At 32.5% G+C, this 26,729-nt stretch carries 19 protein-coding genes; 2 read left to right on the top strand and 17 right to left on the bottom strand.

The genetic code is table 11. From position 1 onward, the window contains the following. Positions 1 to 34: 34 nt before the first annotated feature. The 6 genes from A9G12_RS00790 to A9G12_RS00765 all read right to left on the bottom strand — a co-directional run bounded on the left by A9G12_RS00790 (position 35) and on the right by A9G12_RS00765 (position 8,409). Positions 35 to 1,156: a Gfo/Idh/MocA family protein gene (locus A9G12_RS00790; RefSeq protein ID WP_065563980.1), complete on the bottom strand. Its 1,122-nt coding sequence runs from the start codon at positions 1,154 to 1,156 to the stop codon at positions 35 to 37. A 323-nt stretch (positions 1,157 to 1,479) separates the two neighbouring features. Beyond that, positions 1,480 to 1,911 (bottom strand): PTS sugar transporter subunit IIA, encoded by a 432-nt coding sequence (locus A9G12_RS00785; RefSeq protein ID WP_065563979.1) that lies wholly within the window; start codon positions 1,909 to 1,911, stop codon positions 1,480 to 1,482. Between the two features lie 101 nt (positions 1,912 to 2,012). Continuing rightward, positions 2,013 to 3,410 (bottom strand): sugar porter family MFS transporter, encoded by a 1,398-nt coding sequence (locus tag A9G12_RS00780; protein WP_065563978.1) that lies wholly within the window; start codon positions 3,408 to 3,410, stop codon positions 2,013 to 2,015. Between the two features lie 974 nt (positions 3,411 to 4,384). Beyond that, positions 4,385 to 5,557 carry a MalY/PatB family protein gene (locus A9G12_RS00775; protein WP_065564039.1) on the bottom strand — a complete coding sequence of 391 codons (1,173 nt, stop codon included), beginning with the start codon at positions 5,555 to 5,557 and terminating at the stop codon, positions 4,385 to 4,387. A 76-nt stretch (positions 5,558 to 5,633) separates the two neighbouring features. Beyond that, positions 5,634 to 7,223 (bottom strand): maltose/glucose-specific PTS transporter subunit IIBC, encoded by a 1,590-nt coding sequence (gene malX, locus A9G12_RS00770; protein WP_065563977.1) that lies wholly within the window; start codon positions 7,221 to 7,223, stop codon positions 5,634 to 5,636. A gap of 433 nt (positions 7,224 to 7,656) precedes the next feature. Beyond that, entirely contained in the window at positions 7,657 to 8,409 is a 753-nt protein-coding gene (locus tag A9G12_RS00765; RefSeq protein ID WP_065563976.1) for a hypothetical protein, read from the bottom strand. A gap of 152 nt (positions 8,410 to 8,561) precedes the next feature. Here A9G12_RS00765 and A9G12_RS00760 point away from each other — a divergent pair, with 152 nt between their 5' ends. Continuing rightward, positions 8,562 to 9,251, top strand: a complete 690-nt coding sequence (locus A9G12_RS00760; RefSeq protein ID WP_081299600.1) for a JAB domain-containing protein — start codon at positions 8,562 to 8,564, stop codon at positions 9,249 to 9,251. A gap of 150 nt (positions 9,252 to 9,401) precedes the next feature. Here the strand turns inward: A9G12_RS00760 and A9G12_RS00755 are convergent, their stop codons facing one another. From A9G12_RS00755 to A9G12_RS00705, 11 genes are all read right to left on the bottom strand, one after another. Beyond that, a complete protein-coding gene (locus A9G12_RS00755) occupies positions 9,402 to 10,373 on the bottom strand; it encodes a hypothetical protein (RefSeq protein ID WP_065563975.1) in 972 nt (323 codons plus the stop codon). A 5-nt stretch (positions 10,374 to 10,378) separates the two neighbouring features. Then, on the bottom strand, positions 10,379 to 12,577 hold the full coding sequence (locus A9G12_RS00750) for an ATP-binding protein (protein ID WP_176701731.1): 2,199 nt from the start codon (positions 12,575 to 12,577) through the stop codon (positions 10,379 to 10,381). 2 nt (positions 12,578 to 12,579) lie between these two features. Then, positions 12,580 to 13,782: a DNA cytosine methyltransferase gene (locus A9G12_RS00745; RefSeq protein WP_065563973.1), complete on the bottom strand. Its 1,203-nt coding sequence runs from the start codon at positions 13,780 to 13,782 to the stop codon at positions 12,580 to 12,582. Between the two features lie 469 nt (positions 13,783 to 14,251). Next, positions 14,252 to 15,118: a pyridoxal kinase PdxY gene (gene pdxY, locus A9G12_RS00740; protein WP_065563972.1), complete on the bottom strand. Its 867-nt coding sequence runs from the start codon at positions 15,116 to 15,118 to the stop codon at positions 14,252 to 14,254. Between the two features lie 12 nt (positions 15,119 to 15,130). After that, positions 15,131 to 16,408, bottom strand: a complete 1,278-nt coding sequence (locus tag A9G12_RS00735) for an MFS transporter (RefSeq protein ID WP_065563971.1) — start codon at positions 16,406 to 16,408, stop codon at positions 15,131 to 15,133. A gap of 468 nt (positions 16,409 to 16,876) precedes the next feature. After that, positions 16,877 to 18,706: a glucosyltransferase domain-containing protein gene (locus A9G12_RS00730; RefSeq protein ID WP_065563970.1), complete on the bottom strand. Its 1,830-nt coding sequence runs from the start codon at positions 18,704 to 18,706 to the stop codon at positions 16,877 to 16,879. Next, positions 18,707 to 19,627 (bottom strand): glycosyltransferase family 2 protein, encoded by a 921-nt coding sequence (locus tag A9G12_RS00725; protein ID WP_065563969.1) that lies wholly within the window; start codon positions 19,625 to 19,627, stop codon positions 18,707 to 18,709. Beyond that, positions 19,624 to 19,992 (bottom strand): GtrA family protein, encoded by a 369-nt coding sequence (locus A9G12_RS12590; protein ID WP_218056534.1) that lies wholly within the window; start codon positions 19,990 to 19,992, stop codon positions 19,624 to 19,626. Before A9G12_RS12590 ends, A9G12_RS00725 begins: the two co-directional genes overlap by 4 nt. 765 nt (positions 19,993 to 20,757) lie before the next feature. After that, positions 20,758 to 22,266: a DHA2 family efflux MFS transporter permease subunit gene (locus A9G12_RS00715; RefSeq protein WP_065563968.1), complete on the bottom strand. Its 1,509-nt coding sequence runs from the start codon at positions 22,264 to 22,266 to the stop codon at positions 20,758 to 20,760. A 3-nt stretch (positions 22,267 to 22,269) separates the two neighbouring features. Then, complete coding sequence (locus A9G12_RS00710; protein WP_065563967.1) at positions 22,270 to 23,436, bottom strand: EmrA/EmrK family multidrug efflux transporter periplasmic adaptor subunit; 1,167 nt, start codon at positions 23,434 to 23,436, stop codon at positions 22,270 to 22,272. Between the two features lie 1,112 nt (positions 23,437 to 24,548). Beyond that, on the bottom strand, positions 24,549 to 25,469 hold the full coding sequence (locus A9G12_RS00705; protein ID WP_065563966.1) for a ribokinase: 921 nt from the start codon (positions 25,467 to 25,469) through the stop codon (positions 24,549 to 24,551). Between the two features lie 277 nt (positions 25,470 to 25,746). Between A9G12_RS00705 and A9G12_RS00700 the strand changes: the two genes are divergently transcribed. Continuing rightward, the gene (locus A9G12_RS00700; protein WP_065563965.1) at positions 25,747 to 26,712 is read left to right on the top strand and encodes a sugar phosphate isomerase/epimerase family protein; all 966 of its coding nucleotides are present in this window, start codon (positions 25,747 to 25,749) and stop codon (positions 26,710 to 26,712) included. Positions 26,713 to 26,729 lie beyond the last annotated feature (17 nt).

Here is a 26,729-nt window from a genome sequence, read left to right as displayed (position 1 = left end):
TTACTAAATTTATATATATTTTTTATTTAATCGACTATAACAAAATCCAACGACGCTCTATTGCTGATTGAGCAATAGCTTCAAGGACTTTTGATACTTGCAATCCTTCTTCAAAATCTGGCCACATCTTATCATTCGCAGCAATACCATTAATTAAATCACGCACCTCAACCGTTTTTTGATCATTAAAACCGAACCCATGTCCAGCTGAAACACAAAACGGTGCATAATCAGGATGTGCAGGACCAACTAGTAAAGTTTTAAAACCTTGACGCCCTTCAGGATCATCATGTTTATATAATTTAAGTTCTGCCATTCGTTCTTGGGTATAAGAAATAGTACCTTTAGTACCAATCACAACAAAAGTTAGTCCCATTTTAGCGCCAGTTGCAACGCGTGATGTTTCAATCACACCTCGAACATCTGATTTAAATCGAATTAAGGCACTTGCTTGATCTTCATTTTCAACTTTACAGAGTTTAGATGGATCTTTTGGATCTGGTCTTTCTTTAATAACTGTTTGCATATCACCACAAACTTCAGCAATTGGCCCAACTAAATAATGAGCCATATTTACAATATGAGCGGCTAAATCACCTAACGCGCCTAAACCAGCTAATTTCTTATAACAATGCCAATCAATTGGTGCTTTTGGATCAGCCAAATAATCTTCATTATGTGTTCCATAAAAATGTACTATTTCACCTATTTCCCCATTTTCTATAATTTGTTTAGCTAACTGCGCGGCTGGATTTTTCATGTAATTGAAGCCAACTAAAGTTTTAACACCGGCTTTTTTAGCTGCGTTAGCCATCTCTTGAGCATCAGCGACGGTTAATCCTAGTGGTTTTTCACTATACACATGCTTTCCGTGTTTAATGGCTTCAAGCGCCATTTCTTTATGTAAAAAATTAGGAGTACAGATATCAACTACATCAATATTGTTATCTTTTACTAGTTTTTTCCAATCACCTGTTGAACGATTAAAACCAAAAGCTTGTGCCTTTTCTTTTGCAATTTCTTCATTCACTTCAGCAACCATTTCTCTCACAAGCTTACCTTTTAATGGAAAAACTGTAGGAGCTTGAGCATAAGCTATGGCATGGCAACGACCTATGTAACCAGTACCAATTAAACCTATTTTTACTTCTTTCATAAATGTCTCCTAAAAAAGCAAACTCAAACATTAAAAATTATATTTATACCTAATTTAACCAATAATAAAATCAAAAGTTAATCATCATATAGTCATAATCAATAATGATTATTTTTTTTACTTTTGTAAAATATAAAAAATAAATTTTGTGCGGTAGATCAAAATTAAATAAATCCAACTAATTAAGCTCACTAGATTTAGTTTAAATATTCATCAATTTTTAAAAATTATAATGCTTTAAACCTACCACTTTATTGTGATAGGTTTTTATTAGTATTTAGAATAACCATAATGAATTATAACTAGTCTTAAATAGTTACTCTTTATGATTCTCTATTCATAATTTTGATGAAATCCTCTTTATTAGTAATTAGTGATAATGCATCAGCAATAATTTCATTACCAAAAATTGAAGCAACATCTTTGAGTACTTGAATGTGTTCCTTTTCTTTAGCTAATACCCCAATTGCAATAAACATAACATTACCACGATCCCACATAACGCCATCTGGAAATTGAAATATTTGAACGCTCTTTTTAACAATGATATCTTTTGCAGAAACAGGCAAATGAGGCATTACTATTCCATTTCCTAAAAATGTAGAAACCTGTTTTTCTCTCTCTTTTAAATAAGGTAAGCAATCAACAGAAACACAACCTTCTGCTTTAAATTCTTTAGCAATCAGAGATAAAACTTCATTTTTATTTTTTGCTTTACAGCCCAAATGAATACAATCACTGGATATATTTAGCATGGTGTTCTCCTAAGTAAATTTATGACCTAATTAATTATTTTTGTATTAATAGCATTGACGAAAAGTTTCTTAAAGGTCAATAGCTTTTACAAATTTAATTATCATTTGCCTGTTGATAATTCTTTTTCTAATTCTTCAAGTGATTTTTTACTTGTTTCAGGTAAACATAATTTTACAAATATGATCATTGAATAGTTAATCACGGCTAAGAGTAAGAATACAGGCCCTAATCCCCATAAGTCTTTTAACAACGGGAACATATAACTCACAAATGCATTCATAACCCACATCGCAAATACTGAAATACCCATAGCAAACGCACGAATTTTTAAAGGGAACAATTCAGCAAGTACAACCCATGTTATAAAGCCCATAGTACCTTGCATTGACATAACAAATAATGCACCTAGTAACCAAATTAAGATTGGTTTAGCATCTCCGACCATAAAGTTATCTACGCCGGCAATCAATAGATGCAATGAAGCCATAACAAAAAAACCACCAATAATTATTGTTTTACGTTTGAACCTATCAACCATTAAAGTAACGCCGATAACCATACCACCAACAGAACAAACCCCGTTAAGAACGTTACAAACAAGAGCTAAAGTTTCGGAAAAACCAGCCCCATTTAAGATTTCAGTGCCATAATACATAATGACGTTAACACCGGTTGTTTGTTGAATAGCTGCCCAAATCATACCAATAATAACAATTTTAAATACCCATGGAGTTTTAAGCATGCTTAATACACTTTCCTGACCTTCAGCATTCTTTTTCTCTTCCTCAAGTAACGTAACAATATCTTGATATTCTTTTATAGCTCGTTCTTCTGGTCTAATTTGTTTCAAAATATTCAATGCTTCTTCACGGCGACCTCTAGTTAAAAGCCAACGAGGACTTTCTGGCGCATTCCACATACCAATTAATAAACCAAGTGCAGGAACAGCTTGCACAATCAACATGTATCGCCACACATCAGGTAAATGCCCTAGTGTAATACCAATGACCGCATTAATAGCAAAAGCTAATAATTGACCAATTACAATTGCTACTTCATTCAGTCCTGTCAGTTTCCCTCGCATCTCTGTAGGTGCTACTTCAGAAATAAATGTAGGAGCCGTAACAGAAGCACCCCCAACCGCGAAACCAAGAATAAATCGGGCGGAAAGTAAAATTTCAATGTTAGGTGCTACTGCAGATAAAAAAGCACCAAGAAAGAAAACAATAGATAACGATAATAGGTATTTTCTTCGACCAAATACATCAGCAAATCGACCCCCAAAAATACTACCTAATGCCGCACCGATAAGCAGTACACTCATTACCAAACCTTCGGTAGTAGAAGTCAATCCCATATTACTCTTAAGCGAGGTGAAAGCTCCATTAATAACACCAGTATCATAACCGAAAAGTAAACCTCCAAATGTTGCAACAAAAGTAATTTGGTGAAGACGCTTTCTTTGCTGTGGATTAAGTTTCATTATTATCGACGACATGATTTAGTTCCTCTTGTTATGTTCGATAAATATCTTAAATTTATCGTATTATTTAGTTAGTAAACCATAAATAAATCAAAAAAACACTACTGTAGCATCAAAACATGCTCATGATGTATTCATGATGAATCAGAATATGCTTTTTATTTTCATTTTTGTAAAATATGAAATAAAGTTTTTGTGGGATAGATCAAACAACAATAAAATAAATTAGCTATTTTTGAGATCTTAATCACATTTTTTGAGCTTTTTATTACACCTGTTTGACTAACTTTTATTGTCATAAATAAAACATAATTTCTATTTTGTGCTTTTTATTTAACTAATATATCGAGTAATGAAACAAGTTAGACAATCAAAACATTTTGATAATATTAAGAATAATTTGATATTTTTATGATTAAATATGGTTAACTTTATAAAAATAACACAAAAAACAAGATCATCTTTATACCATATAAAGTTATACTTATATGCTTGGTCAGCAAGCTAGGTTTTTTTAACTACTTAATTAGCAATAATTGTAAAATCTTGAGGAGTTATTCTATAACGTTGTATCGCTGAAATATTTAAACATTGATTTATTTGTTTTTAATGTTTATAAAGTGAGTGTGGGATTACAGTTTTAATATTTGATAATTTTCCTACTTTTATTAATTTTTCTAGAAGTTATTTTTATAACGCTGAGCAATTCCTGTGACGAATTGCTCTTAAGAGTCAGCAGCACTGTTATAAATATAACTAAGTTGAATAGCATTTTGTTTTATTTCTATATCAAATAAAAGAGTAGTTAAACAAAAATAAATTAAGCTACAAAAAAATGTATTGTTGCCGTTCTTATTATATTGATTGTTTATACGTTTTTTCTTTAGATAGCCCAGCAAGTAATGAATTTAATAAAGATAATTATATAATAAGTAAATTTACAACCTTAAATAGTCATAACATTTTCCATTAATATTTTAAATGAAAAATCAATCAATTATATCTTTAATGGATTTTATTATGGCATTAACTCCAATTTCTACTTTACTGCGGGCACAACCTACATTTAGCCTTAAAAAACCAAGCCCTTCATCTCCATAGGTATATCCAGGCATAATGGCAACTTTTTCTTTAAAGATAAGTTGATGTTGTAGTTTTTCATCATTTAAATGAAAGGATCTTAAATCAATCCAAGCTAAATAAGTTGAATCTGGAGGGGTGCAATTTAAATGGGGAAATGCTTTATTTAATTCATCAGCAACAAAATTTAAATTAGCTTGTAAATAAGTTTTTAACTGAGAAAGCCACGGTAAACCCTCCTGATAGGCAGCTATTGTTGCAACTAATGACAATACCGCGGGTGATGAGAGTCCATCACAAGATTTAAGTTGTTGTAAATAATCATCTCTAGTATCATCGCATTGGATGATGCCGTAAGCACCAGTTAAAGCAGGAATGTTGAAGCTTTTAGAAGCAGAAGAAACTATAGCCCAGTTATTTTTACCATATTGGCTCCATGGAATATGCTTGCCAACCCATACCATATCCATATGAATTTCATCACTAATGACTTTCACATTATATTTATCACATAAATTCGATATAGCCTTTAACTCTTTCTGATTCCAGACCTTACCGGTAGGATTATGAGGATTACATAACAATAGTATTTTGACATCTTTTTTAGATAAGATTGATTCAAGATAATTTAGGTCACATTCCCAATTATTATTTTGTTTAACTAAAGGGCATGATTGTACTTTTCTTTTATTACCTAAAATTGTTTTATAAAAAGCATCGTATGCTGGAGTATGTAATGCTACACTATCCCCTTCATCACTCCATAAAGAAATTAATTTTGATATTATATAAATAACTGATGGGCCATAGACAATCATTTCAGAATTAATTGAGGTATCAAATTGAGATGAAAACCAATATCTAATAGCACCAAGATATTCTTCATTTTTCCAACGACTATAACCCAAAACACCATGTTCAATTCTTTTTTCCAGTGCTTTTTCGATACAAGGCGCTATTTTAAAATCCATATCAGAAATAGTAAAAGGTGTTAGATTAGCAACCCCGAAACGGTCTTGAACATAATCCCACTGCGTACACCAAGTTCCTAAACGATTAACAGGTTTATCAAAATCAAAAATGTCGTTTGATAATGTCATATCATTATTCCTTACAAACTAAAGGGAGAACAAACAATACTCCCTTTAGGATATATAATTAATTATTTAGATATTTTTGCAAATCATCTTTTACAACTTGAACCTGCGGACCAATCACTACTTGTAAATTATGATCATTAAGTCTTACCACTCCGATAGCTTTGTTAGCTTTTAATTTAGCGTCATCGACAAGATTAATATCTTTTACGGATAATCTTAATCTAGTAATACAATTATCCAAAGAAATGATATTGTCCGCTCCACCTAATGCTGCAAGTATTTCAAGAGTGTTATAACCAGAATTATTCGTTGTGTTATTGTTTACTTGAGAGCTATTAGTATTGGATTCGTTATCACTTTCTCTACCTGGAGTTTTTATATTAAATTTCAGTATAAAAAATCTAAAAATAAAGAAATAAATAACAAACCAAATGGCAGCAATAACAGGTACTAAATACCATTTAGTGGCCGTACCATGTAAAATACCAAAGACCACAAGATCAATAATATTACCATCAGTATTACCAATTGTTACGCCGAGCAAAGACATCACCATAAAACCAAGTCCAGTTAAAACTGCATGAATAACATATAAAACTGGAGATACAAATAAGAACAAAAATTCTAATGGTTCTGTGATTCCACCAATAGTACAAGCTACAATACCTGAAATTAGCAATCCTTTTATTTTATGTCTATTTTCTGGCTTAGCGCAGACATACATAGCTAATGCCGCTCCAGGTAATCCCCCTAAGAATGATGGCATTTTACCTTGAGACAAAAATCGCGTCGCGCTTGCTGAAAATTCAGTAGTTGTTGGGCAAGATAATTGCGCTTGGAATATGGTTAATGCACCACTAACCGTTTCATTACAAACTTCCATTGTTCCGCCAGCATCAGTAAAACGCACCAAAGCGACTAAAATATGGTGTAATCCAAAAGGTAATAAGAGTCGTTCGCCAGTACCAAAAATAAGTGGGCCAAAATCACCGGTACTATTTACAATATAACCTAATCCACTAATACCTTTGGCAAAAAATGGCCAAATTAAAGGGACTAATAATCCTAAAATACCTAGTGCAAAAGTTGTAATAATTGGTACAAAACGATTACCACCAAAAAAAGCTAATGCATTTGGCAAACGAATAGAGCGGAATCGTTCATGTAATATATAAACCAAAATACCAACAAAAATAGCACCTAAAATACCAGTATTAATTGATTGAATACCAAATACCGATTGAATATCATTAGCTCTTAAGACAGCTGGATCAGTGGTCGGTAAAATACCAGAAATTGTCAAATAAAAGTTAATACTCAGATTAAGTACGGTATAACCAACAAAACCAGAAAAAGCAGCAACTCCTTTATCTTCTCTAGCAAGGCCTAAAGGAATAGCAATTGCAAACATTGCTGGAAGGAAGCTAAATGCAAATGAACCAATTTTACTCATCCAAGTAAAAATGGTAATACAAAAAGCATTATCTAAGAAAGGAAGCAAATCCCGCACATCTTGGCTAGCTAATGAACTCCCAATTCCAAGCATAATCCCACAAAATGAGAGCAAAGCTACAGGTAGCATAAATGTCTTACCTAGACTCTGAAAAAATTCCCAAAACGTTACTTTATTTGTTGTTTTATTTTCCATAATTTCATCCATATTTATAAAGACACATTAATTTAGCGCAATACGATATTTTTTACCATATATTAAAGAAGTGAATTATCTTAATGATAATAAAATATAATACAGATGATAACCATATGAATAAAAATAATATTAATAGAAACTGACCAAATTAAGCAGCATGATAGTTTACCTATTTTTACTTACAGTTTAATTTAACTATACTGACTTTATCTTGAATAAAGTAGCTAACTTGATTTTAGATTAACACTGCTACTTTTATTTAAATAAATCTTGGGTAATTAATACCTAATAAGTCATAGTTATAACGACTATTGGATATGAAAAGTAATTACTGCTGTCAAAATTCTATGATAGCTATTTCAAAGATAAATCATTCAGCATTCTTATTGAAACGGTATAGACTCCGCAACAGTTTTTACAGCGCTATGAATCAGAAATGTGACTTATGCCTAAAACGTGAGGCTATGGCGGGCAAAAATGTTACTCCGGCTTTAACATCTAACCAGATTTGCCGGCAACGTTGGCGCCGCTTTACTCGGCAATAATTCGCCAACATGGAAAACCCTTGTTGCTCCATTATCCACAAAAAATAAGACTGCCATTTAGCGGCGGTATTGGTATTAATCCCCAATTGCCGATTAACGGTTTTACAGGTCTCGCCTTGTAGCAATAAGTCAACAAAAGGCAACCACAGCTCACAATGTGATAACTGATGTAGTTGATATTTTTTTAGCGGATTAAACGTCCGTCGGCAACTACAGCAACGAAAGTTAAGGCGATGACCAATACGCACAGTGCTAAGCGATCCACAATAATCGCAAGCCATGACCGATGTACTAAGTAGCTCCGTGAGCCATGACTTAAATGCTTGTGCTTGCTGACTAACCTCGTTAGGCATGGTTTGCACAAGGTTGAGCACCGCTTGATAAAGGTCGGGTTCATGCTGTGCCAGCAATTGCCAAATAACGTTATCCCGCCTACGAGCGGCTCGCGGCGACAGGTTAAACTGAGCAGCAATAAAGCTATGGGGCTGAGCGCTTAAGGTGAACGGGGCAATATCAATTAATAATGAAAACGGCTTAAGACGGCGGCATAACGGACTGGCTGCAACTAATTCTGGCAACTGCTTTAAAAATCGCTCGGCAGCAGGATGTTGCTCACTGGGTAAAATAGCATGGTACATCGTTACACTCCTTATAACGGTGTAGACTCCTGAATAATTTTAACAAACACTATAACCTAAAAAGTGAACCGTTGGAATTGTTTGATTAACAACTGCCAAGCCTAAACAGAATATGCTATATTATTTTTCGGGCGATTTTATAAGGTAATGAGATGGATATTAAACTGACCAAGCACGACAAACGCTATATCGAAGGTACGGACGACGTGTACAGCATTATGCAACGCGTATTATTGCGTGAAAACAAGATCGACCAAGAAAAGGAACACCTTTGGATGATTGGTATGAATCAAGCGGGTTATATCCTGTATATTGAACTGATTGCACTTGGCACCTATAAATCGGTCGATGTTGAGCCAATGAATGTGTTTCGTGTTGCGGTGATAAAAAACGCCTCACGCGTAATTTTAGTCCATAATCATCCATCCGGATCGCTGACTCCGTCAGATGCCGATAAAGATATTACCGATCGCCTCATTCAAGTTGGACGCATTTTAAATATCGACCTTGTCGACCACCTTATTATCACCCCAAAAACCTATATCAGCTTTCGTGGTACTAAGCTTATGGACGAGTTAGAACAAAGCCTAAAATACGTCCCGACGTACCAAGTTATCGAACGCATTCGCAGGGAAGAAAAACTGATTGCTAAAGAAAAATTGGCGGTAGCGAATGATAAGATTAAGGCGGAGAAAGACAAAACAAAAGCCGAAAAAGCACGTCGGGAAAAACTAGAACACGCAACAGCAACGGCGTTATTAAGCAAAGGTGTATCAATCGAAGATATTGCAAAGATAATGGATATCTCAGTAAAAAGGTTAAAGGGATTGTTAATAAAGTAATATAACATAGCCATCTATTTTGTATCTTTATTAGTAAAGATTATTCGTAACTCTATAGTCAGTGCTATAGCATATTTGACTATTAATTTTTACATATTATATGTAAATCCCATTACCAAGTTGTTAAAAACTCAAATTCGGTTATATATTTTAAGATTTCCTTTTTTTTCTCTGTTGCCGTTCTCTGTATGAATTGCATGCATGAGTTACATTATCATAAGTTAATTTAAGTTCATCTCTATATTTTTTCAGATCATCTTCATAGATAGTTTCAAGTTCTTTTTTAAACTTACGAGGATCTTCATCATCTTCGCTAGTTGATAACGTATTTGTTATTTTATGCTTTTTAATAACGCAATCAATCTTATACTTATTTGTTTTATTGCAAAGTTTTTCATCTTCATGCATTAGGCTGTTTCTAATCATTCTTATTCTATGTAAAGATTGAAATATATCTTCATTCATATCTCCAGTTTGACAGACACTGTTAATTATCTTACAAAAACTCAAATTAGGATCTAAGTTATGGGTTCTTTGTAATTCTTTATGTATTTTAGAAGTATATTGAGCATATAAACCTCTAAAGTTATTAATTTCTTCACGACGAGTTATGATAAGATCAATAACAGCTTTAACTGGTTTGTGCCAATCTGTATCAGAAGGTTCATTAGGACGGGATACAAATGTAAAACGAGTAAATAAATTAGGATCATTTTTTTCTTTAAGTGTATTAGATAATTTTGCTACTACTTCACCAATTTCTGAACGAGTATAAAGCAAAAAATCACATAATATTTTACTACCAATTTGATTTTTTAAATTTAAATATAAGTCGATACCATTTTTATTTTTTGGTTTTTCTCCTTCTTCCCCTTCTTCCTTCCCTTCTAAATTGTTATCGCTTAAATAAAAATCTATTCTATTTCTATGTTTATTACCATCAAGACTTTCATCATTTAAACAGGAATCCAAATTAGTATATCTAAAAAATTCAGGTGAGAACCCTTTATTTTTGATATATTGTTCGATATCGTCTTTCAAACGGTTTATTGAGTAACACTTTTTCTTGTTTGATTGTTCAAAATCATCATCAACAATTACAATATTGAAATTTAATCTCATTATTTTTAATTCCTTTTTCTTATTATAAAGTTGACAACTTGATTTGGTTGCTCAATTGAAATATCACATTCATTTTTATCGAAAAAATTTTTAATTTGATCTAGGCCAATACCCGTACCATTTGGTTTAGTAGAATAACCTAAGTTAAAAATATGTTTTAAGTGTATATCTTCAATATGATTTGAATCGCTTGAGAATATTATTTTATTTTCTTCAAATAAAATATCTAAAAATTGAGCTTCATGTTCTCTAGCATTTTGATAAAAATTATCAAGAGCAATATGAAATTGCAAAATATCGCATTTTTTTTGCCAATTATTGATGAATAAATCATCTTTAATATTGCAAGTAACTTTCAAACCATAAGTTTGTTTTTTACGATTTGCTACATATAACTGAGTTTGGTGATACCAATTAATTGATTGCTTTGAACGTAAGTCAAGGTTTGTATTAATAAGGAGATCCCTAAAAGTACTTAATTCTTTCTGTGTGCCCCTAATATTGTAAATTTGATTAAGAGCGATTTCTCTTAAATCTATTTCCTTAATATTATTTACTATACTAAGAAGATTCTCAGTAGCATAAAACAGATCCTCAGCCATTATTGCAAAATGATGGGTAATTTGTTCAGAATAAGAGGATGGCTCTCTTCTTTTTTCCAAATTCTCACGTTGCTTGTTTAAATAGTTAATTTCTTTGTTTCTTATTTCTATTTTTTGCTCTTTTTCTTGATTTTCTAGCTTTAATTGGGAAACTTGGTCTTTAACTTTTTTAATTGTTTCTTTAGTATCTGCATCGGTAATTTTTTCAATTATCGAATCTAAGCGCTTTTCAGGATTATTTTTTTCTATATCTAAATTATCCTTGAAATAAGTAATATTATATTTCTTATTTTTCGTTATATATTGTTTGAATTTATTAACTTCATTTTTGCCAATATGATTATCAAAATATATTTCTTCTTTTGTTTCAGCGTTTTCTCCCCATTTAATAAGATTAACATAGCGCTCTAACAGCATATGTATATTGGATAAATATATTTCTTCTAATGCCTTAAAATAAGCATTTTCAATAAAACCATTATTACGAGATGTTGTTTCTTTAAATGAATGATACATATCATGAATAGAGATAAAACCGATAACTTCACGAGTCCCTAAGTAGCGACTATAGCCCTGAGTCTTTCTAAGATTCAAACTAAATAAATCATAATCTTCTTCACCATAGGGCATTACTCTAAAATCATTTTTATAGATAAAAATATTACCATAACGAACTGGCTGTATTCCCATTCGTCGTGAAAACATATTTTTGGCTGATGAATTTAAATAATTGATTGAAATAAAAATTGGAGTGCTTTTTAAAATTGTATCATTAAGTTTTGACGCACTATAAATTAATTCACCTCGGTCATATAAGTCTATTTTTATGTCTTTATCAATAGTTGCTTCTATTGTGGTTGTTCTACCCTTTAAAATTTCAGCGATATTATTGGTAATTTTATTTTTAATATTTGGCTGTTCAATAGAAAGATTTTCACCTAAATAAATATTAAAAGAGTTATCTTCAACAAACGGGTTTTTTAGTCGGCTTAAATTCTGCTTAGCCCGTTTTTGCTCGTCATCATTTTGCCAAGTAGTGTGCCTCAATTTGCCAATAGTCAATATCGTATATTGTTCATCATTATCAGCTATTTTTAAATCATAGGTTACATCAATTTTACCAAACTCCTTTTGCAAATCTTGATCAAAATTCGCCCAATCAATCATCAATCGATGTTCGATTTTTTCATCAGCCTTTTTGGTACGAATATTTAATATTTCACCTAATGTATCACAAGAAAATCGCCCAACACCTTTGGAGCCGACAAATACACGTTCATTGTTTTGATGGCCTTCTTGTTTTTCAGAGTAAGCTAAATATAACCATTTGTTGATTAAGGCATCTTTATCCATGCCATGACCATTATCAGCAATTACTATATGAGGTAGGTTAGTATCAACAAGTAATGAATTTGCTGCTGTATTGGTTATCGTGTTATTATTACTCACATGAAGATTATTAAACGAAACAACCACTTTTTTAGCACCAGCATCATAACCGTTTTTCACTAATTCAAAGATTGCAACAAACTTATCAGTAATGAGATCTCTACCTACAATACTTTTAATACCCGAACTTGTTTTAAAATGTAATTTTTCCAAAATTATTTCTCCAATTCGTTCAATGTATCCATGATTTTTTTTGCAATCGCATAAGCAAGTAATGGAGGAACGGCATTTCCTACTAAGGTATATTGGGGGGTTTCACTTTTTCGCAGATTGCCACCTGTTGTTCTTTTACCAACAAATTCAAAACTATCATCAAATGATTGTAATCTTGCCATTTCTCGTACGGTTAAGATTCGATTTTTAGAGTAGTGGACTAAATCATCCGGCAGTGTTAATACCGTTGCGGAAGGATGTTTAGCGATTAAGCGTTTACAATTCAATTTTTTAGTTTTAAAACGCTCTTTTTCTTCATCATTTAAACGATGTAACATTGCTCTGACTGTTTCACCCTGTTTTAATAGTGAAAAACGTTCTATTACATGCGATGTATGCACACTTGTTTGGTGATTGGTTAATTTTTCATTTGAAATAGTCTTACCATTAATATTTAATGTCCGGCCTTTTCTTGAGTTTTTTTGATATTCTGATGCTGCTTTTCTAGTATATTTTTCAACAATTGAGCCATTATTAATTGTTGCCAAATCATCAATTGCCTCTTTTGTGGAAACAGGATGCAATTGAGTAGGAATAGGATGAGTTAGCTCTATTTCAATATCATCTCTAGTTCCTAAAAATATTACTCGATTTCTTTTTTGCGGAACACCAAACTCACTTGCATCAAGTGTTTTTATATTTACTCTACTATATCCTATAGCTTTGAATTCATTCTTTAACACATTAATAACATTGGTATCTTTATACTTTTTCTTTGTTATAACACCCGTATATTCAGAAAATTGAGCTGATAAAATACCTAGAACATTTTCCATTACAAAATACTTTGGTTTTACTTGAGAGAGAATTTTAATGTAGCTTTTAACTAAAAGATTTCGAATATCGTCTGTTTTCCTTTGACCTGCAAGGCTAAATCCCTGACAAGGCGGCCCTCCGCAAACAACATCAATATTATTTAAATCTTTGTTTAAAAAATTTTTTAACTCTTTGGGTTCTGCTAATTTTGCAATATCACCACAATAATATTTAACAGGAAAACCAAGTTGATTATGTCGATTAATATAAGTATCAGCTGCTTGCTGGCTTTTATCACTTGCATAAGGAATATGGAATCCTGCTTGTAAAAAGCCTTCAGCCATTCCTCCCGCACCAGAAAATAAATCTAATACATAATATTTTTTCATAAAATTGCAATAATTATTCGATGAGCGTTTCTGGAATCTTATTATATATTAATTAAAATATTTTTATATCAATAACATTTCAAAAAGATCATAAACCCAATTTTTAGATTCACCTTATATCCATTAACTTTCACCTCAAAAATCCCATTAGCATATAACCCCTCTAAACCTATCAAATATTCGTCCTTACGCACCACGCGTAGTGGAACGGGGAGCCGGAGGGGTTGGTTTGAACCCCTCGGTCGCCTGAGCACCTGAACATCAATATTGCACGACTGCTTTCAAGGCGAAATCCATTGCACTAACCTAAAGGGAAATCTACAAAGATCTTATTGAAGAGAATACTAATGCAATTACGGCGCTTAGTAAGTTTGGCAATTTAAAATCGATAGCAGTAAATATAAAAAAACGAGGATTGCTCCTCGTTTTTTGTTGGTTATGGGCATAGCTAATACCCTTTAACTTCACTCTACACCACCAACTCCGTTCCCCGATACTGCAAATCAGGTTGTTTGATCCACTTTTGCGCGTCAATAATCGCTAACTCTCGGGCATTTTGTTGTTTGGTGATGTCGAGGACGTGATTGGCGGCGTTGGCGGCTAGTTCAAAGGCAGTTAATTGGGATTGTCCATTAACTAAATGCGCGGTAAACAGGCTACAAATTAAATCCCCCACCCCCAATGGACGGTGTGGAAAGTCATACAATGGTCGAGCCAGATGATAGCTTTGCGATGGCGTGGCTAATATCATTTCAAATAACTCAGTTGTTTTACCGGCATGCAGTAGATTTTTAACTAATATGGCTTGAATCGGCTGGTTTTGCAGTATCTTTATGGCTTTAAGCACATCACTAAAAGTCTTGATTTCAAGATTCGATAATATTTGTAATTCTAATAAATTGGGCGTGATGTAGTCAGCATGTTTGATTGCTTGCTGAGTGAAGAAATCAATAATATTTTGCGGTAGTGAACTGCCTTTATTGATGTCACCGCCCATAACCGGATCGCAAACATAAATAGCATTAGGATTATAAAATTTAATCTTTTTTACCGCTTCAAGGATCTCTTCACCTTGTTCGGCAAGGCCAATATACCCCGAAATAATGGCGTCAATGGATGCCAATACGCCAATTTTTTCTAAACTATTGACGATTCGGGTGATTTGCTTGGCGCCCAGCACAATGCCATCATAATCCGGATACACGGTATTACTTGATAACTGCACGGTATGAATCGGCATCACTTCGACACCTTGTAATTGCATCGCCAGTGTCGAGACTTTGTTACCAGCATAACCATAAACAACATTCGATTGAATGGATAAAACGGTTTTCATATAGTTGCCTTATTACTCATCATAATAGTGATAGTGACTTAAAAGATAGATGCAGATAATTGATATCAGTGCTAAACCGCAATAAAACAAGGCCAACGGCAACCAAAAAGTTTGGTATGCAAAAATAATATAGCCACCGATCATTGGGATTAGACTACCAAAAATCGCCGCACAGCCTTGATAACTCATTGACAGCCCAGTATAACGCATTCGGGTAGGGAAAATTCGGCTTAAATATCCCGCTATCACACCATAAAAGCCGCTGTAACAGATCACATTTAATGAAATACCAATAATAAAACTGGCTTTTGTGCCTTGCTGAATAATCGGAAATAACAAAAATACCGATGCCATTGCCAAAATGGCTGAACAAATTAAAAACCGTGTTGCCGAGTATTTTTCAGCAAAATAGGAGATAAAAGGTTGTGCAACAAAGTGAACAATAGCAATCCAAAATAGCGCATCAACAATCATGCCTTTCTCAACACCCAATGCCAGCGTGGTATAACCTATCATTAAGGTATTGGAAAAAATTCCACTAAATGACAGCACATTGGCACCAATCGATAAAATTAATAGCGGTGTGGCTCGCTTAAAGACTTCAATAATTGGGGCGGATTCTTGCTTCAAGTTTGCTTGTTGTTTGCATGATTCAACAAACACCGGTGATTCAGTTAAGGTCACTCTGGCAATAATACCAATAATTAACAGAATAAAACTGGCTAAAAAAGGAATACGCCAATAGCCACTATTAATTAGCTCCGCAATAGGTAAGCGAATGATATAAGAAAAAACCAGTAAAGCTAAAATATTCCCAGCTGGGCTGCCCCATTGGGCAAACGATGAAAAGAAATTTTTCAAGCCTTTTGGTGCATGTTCATTAGCCATCAAGACAGCACCGCCCCACTCACCACCAACGGCAACACCTTGCAAAATACGCAAGGCTACCAATAATATGGGCGCGAGTATACCCGCTTCTTGGTAAGACGGTAATAAACCCACACAGGTTGTGGCAATCCCCATTAGCAGTAAGGTAATAATCAGCGACTTTTTACGCCCCAAACGGTCACCAATATGCCCAAATAACAAGGCGCCAAAAGGACGCGATAAAAAACCAACCGCAAAGGTAGCAAAAGCCCCTAAAATTTGCACAAATTCATTATCCGCAGGGAAAAATAGTTGCCCAAAAATCAATACCGATGCCAACGCATAGATATAAAAATCATACCACTCGATGGTGGTACCAATAAAAGCAGCAAAAGCCACTTTTTTAGCCGATGAATTAGACATAAACAAACCTTGGTTAAACCAATACCTATTTATATGTAAGTGATGGGTATGAAACTAACATAAAACTACCAATATCACAATTTGTTAACTGCAAAGAGAGTAAAAATTATATAAAAAGGGTTGGGTATGTTTCTGCGACTTTAGTCGTGATAGCACGAATCTATCTTAAATATTAAGATAGCAATAAAACATAAACAATTAGTTATCAATCAAGTTTTTTAACCCATTTTATTAAAAATGGGCTATTGTTGTTTAAACATTTCGAGCAAACTAATTTCATGATAATAAAAGTGACATTTTAAAGATGAAACTAATAGCTAATTTTGAAATAAAAAATCATATTTTTCAATTTCTTTTGCATTGTACATATCTAGACCTAAGAATAAAATCATGAAATGCCATTTATCTTCATAACAATATGATTTTTTATATATTATATAATAATACAAATTATTTTGAGAAAAATCCTCATTTTAAATAAATACTAAATTCTGCTGAAGTATTTTTTGTCTCTGTATTGTAAAAACCAAAATTAATTTTCTCAATTTTATCCCAAGTTGCCCCATTGATTGGACTTAAAAAATAATATTTGTCTCCAATTTTAATTTGTTCGTTAAGTAACTTACCATTGTTAATATACTCTTCTTTACCCTTTTCAAAAAAGTGAATAAAAAAGTAATTAGCATCACTTTGTGCTACATTCAATAATGATTCATTGAATTCAAAAATAACATTATCAAGTAACGAGACGCGATATGGAATCAAAGAGATAAGTTCTAAATTCCCTTTTAGTTTTTTATCAAACATAATTTTATTTTTTGAATCAAGTTGATTCAATATATACTTTGCCTCAGTTGGGCATGTCTTATTAAAATCAAAAATAATTGTTTCAAATTTAACCAACACATTATAAAGTTGGTTAAATTCAACAATGTTTTTACAATCAGCTAATTCTTCATTCGATACGATTTGCCTATCAAAAATTGGCGGATTAATAACTAATCCATATTTAGTAAATATACCATTCATGTTCCATAATCGAGTATATCTATGGAAAAATATATCATGATATGCCATAGTTACAGGAAACGATTGGCTTGTATTTTTAGTAATTTCAGCAAAAGGAGGCTCCCCAATTATATTCACATTGGTTATTTTTGTATTAACATTATTTATACTTCTAACATAAGAAGTATAAATATTCATATCTAGTTCATATTGCTCTCTCTGAATATTAAAAGCACAATATGCTTGTACATAATGACAAAACAAAGTAATAAAAATTAATCCAAAAGCATATTTATTTTTCAATAAAAACAAACAATAAAATAAACATAAATAAATGGCACTAAATGATATTAGTATACGCCCACCAACGGCCGGAGGATTAAAAAAGATTAAAGGTCCACTAATAAAAAATAAAAGAGAAAAAATTAAAATAGGAAATACAATTTTTTGTTTTTTTGTTGATTTAATGAATAAAATAATCAAAGAGGAAAACGCAGCGATTGCACAAATGAAGCCATAAACAGATTTGTTATACATATTAAACCAATATCTAAAATAGATCGTATAATTTTCTACAATAATATTTATTTGTTTAATAGAAAGCATTGTTAAATAAGAATTATTTCCTGGCTTGATATAGAAAGATGAAAAAAGTTTCCCTAAAAAGATAGATAAAAAAGAAATTAAAAAACCAATTAGCGCAATTTTAAAAATATTATTAAAAGTTTCTTTTTTTAATCTAATATACAAACAAAATAAAAATATAATATAAAAGCAATTTATATCCGCTTGATAAAACAGCATTAGAGCTAGTAACATAACAAATAATAAAAAACAATTTTTAATATTTATTTTGTTATAAACAAAATAAGTAGCTGAAGTAATAGCAAGTGAAAAAGCACAAGTCATGGGAAGGAAATCAAATTGATAATTAATCCTATTTAGAAAAAAAGGGGTTATCAATGCCCCAAGAGGAATTAGATTAATAGCAATAATATTACGAACATTAAGTTTGTAAGAAAAATAAAAACAGCTTATAGAAATTAATATAATGGATATAAACGCTGTTAATGGGCTTAGATATAATACTTTATTGCCAATAGATATCATTTTCATCAATATTGATGACAGTACCCTTCCGTCATGATCCCAACCAAACGCATAATTTATTCTTAAAAAATCATCATTAAAAGGTATATTATTTGAAATTGTAGGGAAAATATAAAGTAACATTAATCCAATGCAAATATAAATTTTACTCAGTTTGCAATAAATTAAAAAATTTTTCATTTAGTTCTTATCCATTTTATCTTTAACAATAAATCTCGGTCTTTGCTTGATTTCTATATAAATACGACCAATATATTCCCCTAATACACCAATTCCTATAAGTTGGATCCCACCTAAAAATAGGATAGATACTATTAGCGATGGATAGCCTTCAACAGGATTACCCCAAATTAGTTTTTGTAAAATAATCCAAACACCATAAAAGAAAGATAAACTTGCGATAACAAAGCCAAGGTATGTCCAGATACGAAGAGGTACGGTTGAAAAACTAGTAATACCTTCTAATGCTAAGTTCCATAGTTTCCATGCATTGAATTTTGTTTTCCCTGCTTTACGTTCTTCTCTTTTATATTCAACAATTTTGACATTTCCCCCAACAAAAGATAAAAGCCCTTTCATAAATAAATTTCGTTCAGGAAGAACTCGAAGTTTATCTACAACACTTCTCGATAGTAATCTGAAATCACCTACATTTTCTTCTATTTTTGGCTGGCTAATTTTATTATGAAGTTTATAAAATAAAGATGCAGTAAATTTCTTGAGAAAGCTATCTGAATTTCTATCTATGCGTTTAGCGAGTACTACATCACATCCTTCTTTCCAAAACATAATCATTTTAGGAATAATGTTAATAGGATCTTGTAAATCTACATCGATAGGGATAACAGCATCCCCTGTTGCATAAGTAAGTCCTGCAAATAAGGCTGATTCTTTACCAAAATTTCGAGTAAAAGAATAACTTTTCACAAGATCATCTTTTGCAGCTAAATTATCAATAATCAATTCCGTTTGATCTTGGCTGCCATCATTAATAAAAATAATCTCAACACAGTAATCTTTTAATATTTTTCGTACTTCTTGATAAAACAATCCTATTGCTTGTTCCTCATTATAAACAGGAACTACTAAAGAAATCTTCATTTGAACACATACCATTTAGAAAACAAAAAACCAAAGATCAAACTTATTAAAGAAAAAGAAATTAACATTAAAAAAGGATTAATGCTAAAATGATCTGACCCAAGTCCTATCAAAAAAGAAATCAAAGCTAAAAAGCAAATAAAAATTAAATATCTAAATATATTTAATTCAACCTTGAAATTTAATTTTGCATTTGCAAAATAAGAAAAAGTAACAGCTACCAAGAATGCAATTAGATTTGAAGTACTTTGATTACCAGTAAAATAAAAAAAACAAAAAAAACATCCCCAATGAATCGCTGTATTAAAAATACCGATGAACGAATATTTGAGAAAATGGATTAAATTAAGAGAAATATGCTTCAATTTTTTTTAAAAAAATATCATGATTGTTTTTAATCCTATCATTTTTTAAAAATCTTAACAAATTATTTTGTAATAATTTAATAAAATATAATTATGAAAATAGATAACAAGTTATAGCTAAATAATTTTTAAAAAACACAAATAATTGTGAGATTTTATATAAAAAATATTAATTAGATTATTATAATAATTAATCCATTTTGATATCTATTATTGGAATACAGACGCCAAAATTGAAAAAAGGATTTAAGATACAGTTTAAAACTGACACTATTTTAAACTACCGAGTACCTATAATAATTACATATCCCATTAAAATCTTGTTCTTTTAATATTATTAGTATTTAATCTTTATAAATTAGTTCATTGATAGCAGGTAAGTAACATCTTTTTGGAAAAAATAATTATAACCCCAAAATAAGCACAGCAATCCCAATTAAATTGATTGGCCTATTTAATAATACTAATAACAATGATATGAATAATGTTTAATCATTCCTAATTCAATTTTACCATTCGGCAATAGAATCACTATTTCATTTGAATAAAAATGAGAAAGCAGAGTTAAAAGTGCTTATTACATTTTTGAGTTAAGATTTATGATTTTGAGATAACATTACTACCATAATTTTAACTTAATAAGTTACCATAAAAATTACTGATTATTTTCAGTTCACCATACATAGAAATCATCATGCACTCTACCATTTAGCAGAGTGCATGGTAATAGTCTTTATATAAATATTAAAAAACGAGCAAAGTTCACTATTGTTTTTGTCTTGGCGATGCTAACCAAGCAACGATAATGAGTAGAATAAAAGCAGTACCTAGCATGCTAAAATAATCAATGGTTGATAACATATAGGCTTGAGTATTCACTATATTTTCTAATTTTGTGTAGCTTTCAACTGAATGCCCACCTAATTGATTTAGGGCATATTGTGTGGTTGGATCATAAGGCGTTATGCTTTCGCTAAGGTAAGCATGATGTAAACTAGCATTCCTCGTCCAAATCCATGAGGTTAATGACGCTGAAAAGCTACCGCCTAAGGTACGTAAAAAAGCCGCTAAGCCTGAGGCTTCAGCAATTTGATGCTGCTGAATATTGGATAAAATAATAGACATTACCGGCATAAAAAATAGTGCCACGCCAAGCCCCATAAAGAGCTGAACGAAAGCGATATGCTGATAATTGACTTGCGTGTTAAATCCCGCTCGCATAAAGCAACTAATACTAATGGCGGTAAACGCTAAACTAGCCAATAAACGCATATCAAAATAATGTGCGTAGCGCCCTAAAAAAGGCGTTAATAAAATAGGAATAAAACCAATCGGAGCGGCAGCCAAGCCTGCCCAAGTAGCGGTATAACCCATTTGTGTTTGTAACCATTGCGGTAACAGCAAGTTAATACCAAAAAAGCCCGAATAACCACATATCAATAAAAAACAACCAATGCTAAAGTTTCTATTAATAAACAGTTTTAAGTTAACAATAGGGTTTACATCGGTTAATTCCCAAATGATAAAAAATGCAATACCAATAACAGCAATTACAGAACCAAATATAATAAAGTTCGATTCAAACCAATCCAGATCATTACCCTTATCTAACACAATTTGTAGCGCACCAACACCAATCACCAAACTGATTAATCCAATATAATCAATAGGTAGACGTGAAGTTGTTTGTGGTTTAGTTTTCATCTGTTGATAAGCAAAAACAGCCGCAAAAAGGCCAAAAGGGATATTGATAAAAAATATCCATGGCCAGGTATAATTATACGAAATCCAACCGCCCAATATTGGCCCGGCAACTGGAGCAACAACGGTGACAATACTTAAAATAGCCAGTGCCATACCCCGCTTAGCAGGGGGATAAATTGCTAGTAACAGCGATTGTGCAATTGGATAGAGCGGCCCCGCCACAGCACCTTGTAGGCAACGAAAAACAATCAGCTCGGTCATACTGGTGGCGATACCACATAAGAAAGAAGTAATAACAAATAACAGTACCACACCAATAAATAATTTAACTTCGCCGACTCGTCTTGATAACCAGCCAGTAAGTGGGAGAGTGATGGCATTACATACCGCAAACGAGGTAATAACCCAGGTTCCTTGTTCAGAACTAACGCCCAGATTTCCTGCAATAGTGGGTAATGCCACATTCGCAATTGTGGTATCAAGCACCTGCATAAAGCTGGCAAGCGAAATAGCGATTGTGGCTAAAACAAGATTCGCGGGTCTAAATAAAGCTTGTTGTGAATTCATCATTGTTTATTTATCTGTATTTGCGTTTTGGGCAATAATCTGCTTAATCATATTTTTGGCTGCAACCAATTGTTGATGATAAATATCGGTTGAAAATACCGGTGTTGCAGGTGATTGCTGTGCCAGAACCGCCCCATCTTGGTTGCGTAAATCGACTTTTACATCCATTGATAAGCCAATTCGTAGCGGATGTTGTTGCAGTTCTTTAGGATCTAATTGGATTTTAACTGGTACGCGTTGTACTATTTTAATCCAATTACCCGTAGCATTTTGAGCCGGAAGTAAAGCAAAAGCACTGCCTGTACCCGCACCTAAACTTGCAATTTTGCCGTGATATACCACATCACTATAGATATCTGCTTTTAAAGTAACCGGTTGGCCAATACGCATGTATTGCAATTGGGTTTCTTTAAAATTGGCTTCAACCCATACTTGATCAAGTGGGATAACCGCCATTAACGGTTTACTTTTTTCGACATGTTGCCCAACTTGAACGGAACGTTTAGCGATATAACCTGAAACTGGCGCAATTAAATCACTTCTTAACCAGTTTAAGTAAGCCTGTTCTAGTTGCGCCGATGCGGTAACAATATCAGGATGGGTGTCAATCTTGGTATTATCAATTAACACCTTATTACTTTGCAGTTGTTGTAAGATGCTATTAAAATTAGCCTGCGCTTCTTGGAGTGTCGCCCGTGAATGTGTTAGCTCTTCATGAGATATGGCACCTTTTGCAATCAGTTTTTTACGGCGTTCATAATCTTGTTCCGCTTTCTCTAAAGTTGCTTGACTACTATTAAGCTGCGCTTGATAGCTATCGACTGTGCGATATAAACTACGTACTTTGCGCACACTATTAGCTAAATTAGCTTTAGCTTGTTGCAGGGCTATCTCGGTATCATTAGGATCGAGTGCCACAAGGAGTTGCCCTTGCTTTACCAAATCCCCATCATCGGCAGTTATACTCACTACTGAACCGTCAATCAACGGCGTGATTTGCACAATATTACCATTTACATAAGCATCGTCAGTAGTTTCATACCATCGTCCATAAAACCAATACCACGCGAGGATGATTAAACCACTTAATAAAATAATCACCAGTAAAATAGTGAGCGTTTTTTTGCGTTGTTGTGTCATTTTTTGTTTATCTTTTATTTGTTCTGCTGTCATTGAATTCGTCTATATTGTTATGTTCAAAGTTGTTGGCTAAATAGCCGTTAGTGAGTAACATTTTTTTAAGCAATGCTTCTAATTACATTATTTCTGCATGACTTAATTGGCTGGTTAATTGATTAAAGCATTGACCAAAATTGGGAGGATTTTTTACTTATTTGTTCACCTTGTTGAGTTAATATGATGTTAATTTGCCGTCTATCTTATTTACCTCGGATGTGAATTAAAAACCCTGGTTGTTCTACGATCGAGCCAACGCCTTATTGCTGCATTATCAATAGGTAATGCATGACTAAGTGCCATCGGTGTTATCAAATTTCTAAAAACAATATGAAGTAATGTTTTATACTACGCGGATGTCAGTCCATAAGGCATGGCATTTTGATCAATGATTTTATCTTTACAGTTATTGGCAAAATGCAGCAATTGACCTCAAATGCCCCCTTTGGCAATAATTTCTGAGGTGTCATACATAATCTTCAATTCAAAAAAATTATGGAGGCGACAATTTAATTAACCCGTCAATATTTGTCAAGTTAACGATATGTTAAGTGATAGTAAACGCAGTAACTTGAATTTTAAAAATATTTAACATTTGTAAGGGAATTGTTTATTGCTTGGTAATGTTCTATGGTTTGATGGGTTACCAACATGCTGATTTAGTAGCTGCCATAGCCATTTAGAATGACTATCTATTTTTTATCTAACTGATAGCCCAAGTCTGTGTTGACCAGAATACCAGATTAGGCATCAGTAGTATTGTTAAAAGGATTAATTTGTAGATTTCGTCGAAAGACCATCCAATAGAATCGTAAATATTGTTTGTAAAATTAAGCACTATTCTTCTGCTGATTGTTGATTATTGTTTTGTGCCTTTACCTGTATGATATTAACTTCGCCATTTTAAAAAAAGATACAAGCTTTATTATCAATTGGCTTAATTTCCTGTTACGCTAATCTGATCATTAAACTCTTCACTTTCTAACCAACGAATTCCATTATGTTCTAAACATTGTGGTTGTTCATCTACAAGTTCACACACAAAAGCATCCATCTTTACTGTGCCAATAATACACAATTGTCTAAAAATTATGTTTTTACATAACTATTTATTTTTTTATTTCCAATACATGTTGAACATCTGACAACATTGGGAACGAACTTTGACCACCATATTTTTGAATAGAATAAGTACTAATTGCAGCAGCAAACGGAATAGCTTCATTCATTGGTATATTTTGGATTATGCTCCAAGCAATCCCTCCAATAAAGGAGTCACCTGCGCCTGTAGTATCAACCACTTGTGGGCAAAATACTGCTGGGTGATGAGTAACATTATTTGCATCAGCAAATACCGAACCGTTTTCACCTAAAGTAATAATAACAGTTCCTGATGGATTATTTTTACACAACTCTTCAGCACAAGTTTGAGCATCATTGATGTCTTCAACATGTTTATTAGCCATAAACGTAGCTTCTGTTTCATTAATAACTAGATAATCAATTTGCTTTAATATGGTTGCTGGTATTGATCTAGCTGGGGCATTATTGACAATAATTTTACAACCATAAAATTTAGCTCTACTAATTGCATATTCAACGACTTCTGGGGGAATTTCAGATTGAAAAATCACTAATGGTGAATTTTCAAAAAAAGCATCTTTAATATCTTCTTTGGTTAATAAATAATTAGCACCTTTAATGATAGTACTACAATAATCCCCGGTTTCTAAAATTTGCACAATACCAATTCCAGAATTAGAACCTCTACGATATATGTTATCGGTGGTTATATTGTTATTTCTAAGTGATTTTAATAGTTCATCACCATATATATCATTACCAATACAACCAATAAATTTTACTTTAAGACCTAACTTTGCACATTGGACTGCTTGATTAGCTCCCTTGCCACCAGACATCATTAATAATTCGTTACCAATAAAAGTTTCACCAATATAAGGTAACCTATCTTGTTGAATTAAAATATCATAATTTAAACTTCCGATGACAACTACATCATATTTCATGGTAACTCCTTATTTAAACCGTTGTTATTTAAACGGTATTTTTAAAGCGACTTAATTTTTACCGCTCGTCCAGAAAAATTGAATTAGCATCATAATAAATAAAGTGTAAACCAATCACAAAATGTAAAAGATTTTAATTAATTATTTTACTAAAAATAAAATATTTACATCATATTAGCTTAATTAATTTTATTTTTAGTAACACCTAATTGCTTACATTTACCTCCATAAAAATATTCGTTATAACAAGAAAAAAACAAACAAGGATAAAATAATTATGAAATTTTCTTCACGTATAAATTCTTTTCGATCTCGTCCTGAACTTTATAAAGCTGGAATAAATATGACAACTTGTGATCTCATCGCACGCATGGGTCAAGTACAAGGACTAACTCATATTGAACTTAACTATCCGGAACATTTTATAAACCAAGACAAACACGAGATTAAACAAGCCATTAAAAATAATAATCTAAATATGGGCGGCATTGCTCTTCGTTATAATAAAGAGTTTATTGATGGTGAATTTACCAATCCTAATGAAAGTATCCGCGAAAGAGCAATTAAGACTACATTAGAAGCAGTCGAAATGTGCCGCTTTCTTGGTGGAAATACTGTGACATTGTGGTTTGGTTATGATGGTTATGATTATTGTTTCCAACAGGATTACTTTCGTGCTTACGAGTTACTAGTAGATGCATTACGTCGTGTAATTTTACCTAACCCAGATATTCAGTTTAGCTTTGAATATAAACCATATGAGCCTCGAACTTTCTCATTTATCGGTGATTGTGCCTCAACGCTTTTATTAATCGAAAAAGTGGGAGCCCCTAACTTAGGTGTCACTTTAGATTTTTGCCATATGATAATGAAAAAAGAAAACCCTGCCTTTTCTCTATTCTTAACCTCAATGCAAAAACGTTTGGTCGGTTTTCATTTGAATGATGGTTACGGCCATACCGATGATGGTCTAATGCTTGGTTCCGTACATTTAATGCAAACTTTAGAGTACATCTACTACGCTAAGCGAGTTAATTTTTCAGGCCTCATTTATTTCGATACATTCCCAACGCGTGAAGATCCAGTAGCTGAATGTACACAAAACATAAGAATGTATAAAAAGTTAGCATGTTTTATTGATAAAGTCGGTATGGATAATATGACAGATATCATCCGTAATCAAGATGCAACAAAAATACAAAAATTATTAATGTCGTTAATTAATGATAACAATGATAAATAACTCTATACCAAAGTATT

Origin of the sequence: Gilliamella sp. wkB112 (assembly GCF_001690685.1) — a bacterium.
In the GTDB taxonomy this organism is placed as follows: domain Bacteria; phylum Pseudomonadota; class Gammaproteobacteria; order Enterobacterales; family Orbaceae; genus Gilliamella; species Gilliamella apicola_J.
This window is presented reverse-complemented; position numbering and strand designations above follow the sequence as displayed.

Bases quoted from the DNA above. Each gene is read 5' to 3' on its own strand.
- A9G12_RS00790 (WP_065563980.1), bottom strand. From the start codon at position 1,156: ATGAAAGAAGTAAAAATAGGTTTAATTGGTACTGGTTACATAGGTCGT.
- A9G12_RS00785 (WP_065563979.1), bottom strand. From the start codon at position 1,911: ATGCTAAATATATCCAGTGATTGTATTCATTTGGGCTGTAAAGCAAAA.
- A9G12_RS00780 (WP_065563978.1), bottom strand. From the start codon at position 3,410: ATGTCGTCGATAATAATGAAACTTAATCCACAGCAAAGAAAGCGTCTT.
- malX (WP_065563977.1), bottom strand. From the start codon at position 7,223: ATGGAAAATAAAACAACAAATAAAGTAACGTTTTGGGAATTTTTTCAG.
- A9G12_RS00765 (WP_065563976.1), bottom strand. From the start codon at position 8,409: ATGTACCATGCTATTTTACCCAGTGAGCAACATCCTGCTGCCGAGCGA.
- A9G12_RS00760 (WP_081299600.1), top strand. From the start codon at position 8,562: ATGGATATTAAACTGACCAAGCACGACAAACGCTATATCGAAGGTACG.
- A9G12_RS00755 (WP_065563975.1), bottom strand. From the start codon at position 10,373: ATGAGATTAAATTTCAATATTGTAATTGTTGATGATGATTTTGAACAA.
- A9G12_RS00745 (WP_065563973.1), bottom strand. From the start codon at position 13,782: ATGAAAAAATATTATGTATTAGATTTATTTTCTGGTGCGGGAGGAATG.
- pdxY (WP_065563972.1), bottom strand. From the start codon at position 15,118: ATGAAAACCGTTTTATCCATTCAATCGAATGTTGTTTATGGTTATGCT.
- A9G12_RS00735 (WP_065563971.1), bottom strand. From the start codon at position 16,408: ATGTCTAATTCATCGGCTAAAAAAGTGGCTTTTGCTGCTTTTATTGGT.
- A9G12_RS00730 (WP_065563970.1), bottom strand. From the start codon at position 18,706: ATGAAAAATTTTTTAATTTATTGCAAACTGAGTAAAATTTATATTTGC.
- A9G12_RS00725 (WP_065563969.1), bottom strand. From the start codon at position 19,627: ATGAAGATTTCTTTAGTAGTTCCTGTTTATAATGAGGAACAAGCAATA.
- A9G12_RS00715 (WP_065563968.1), bottom strand. From the start codon at position 22,266: ATGATGAATTCACAACAAGCTTTATTTAGACCCGCGAATCTTGTTTTA.
- A9G12_RS00710 (WP_065563967.1), bottom strand. From the start codon at position 23,436: ATGACAGCAGAACAAATAAAAGATAAACAAAAAATGACACAACAACGC.
- A9G12_RS00705 (WP_065563966.1), bottom strand. From the start codon at position 25,469: ATGAAATATGATGTAGTTGTCATCGGAAGTTTAAATTATGATATTTTA.
- A9G12_RS00700 (WP_065563965.1), top strand. From the start codon at position 25,747: ATGAAATTTTCTTCACGTATAAATTCTTTTCGATCTCGTCCTGAACTT.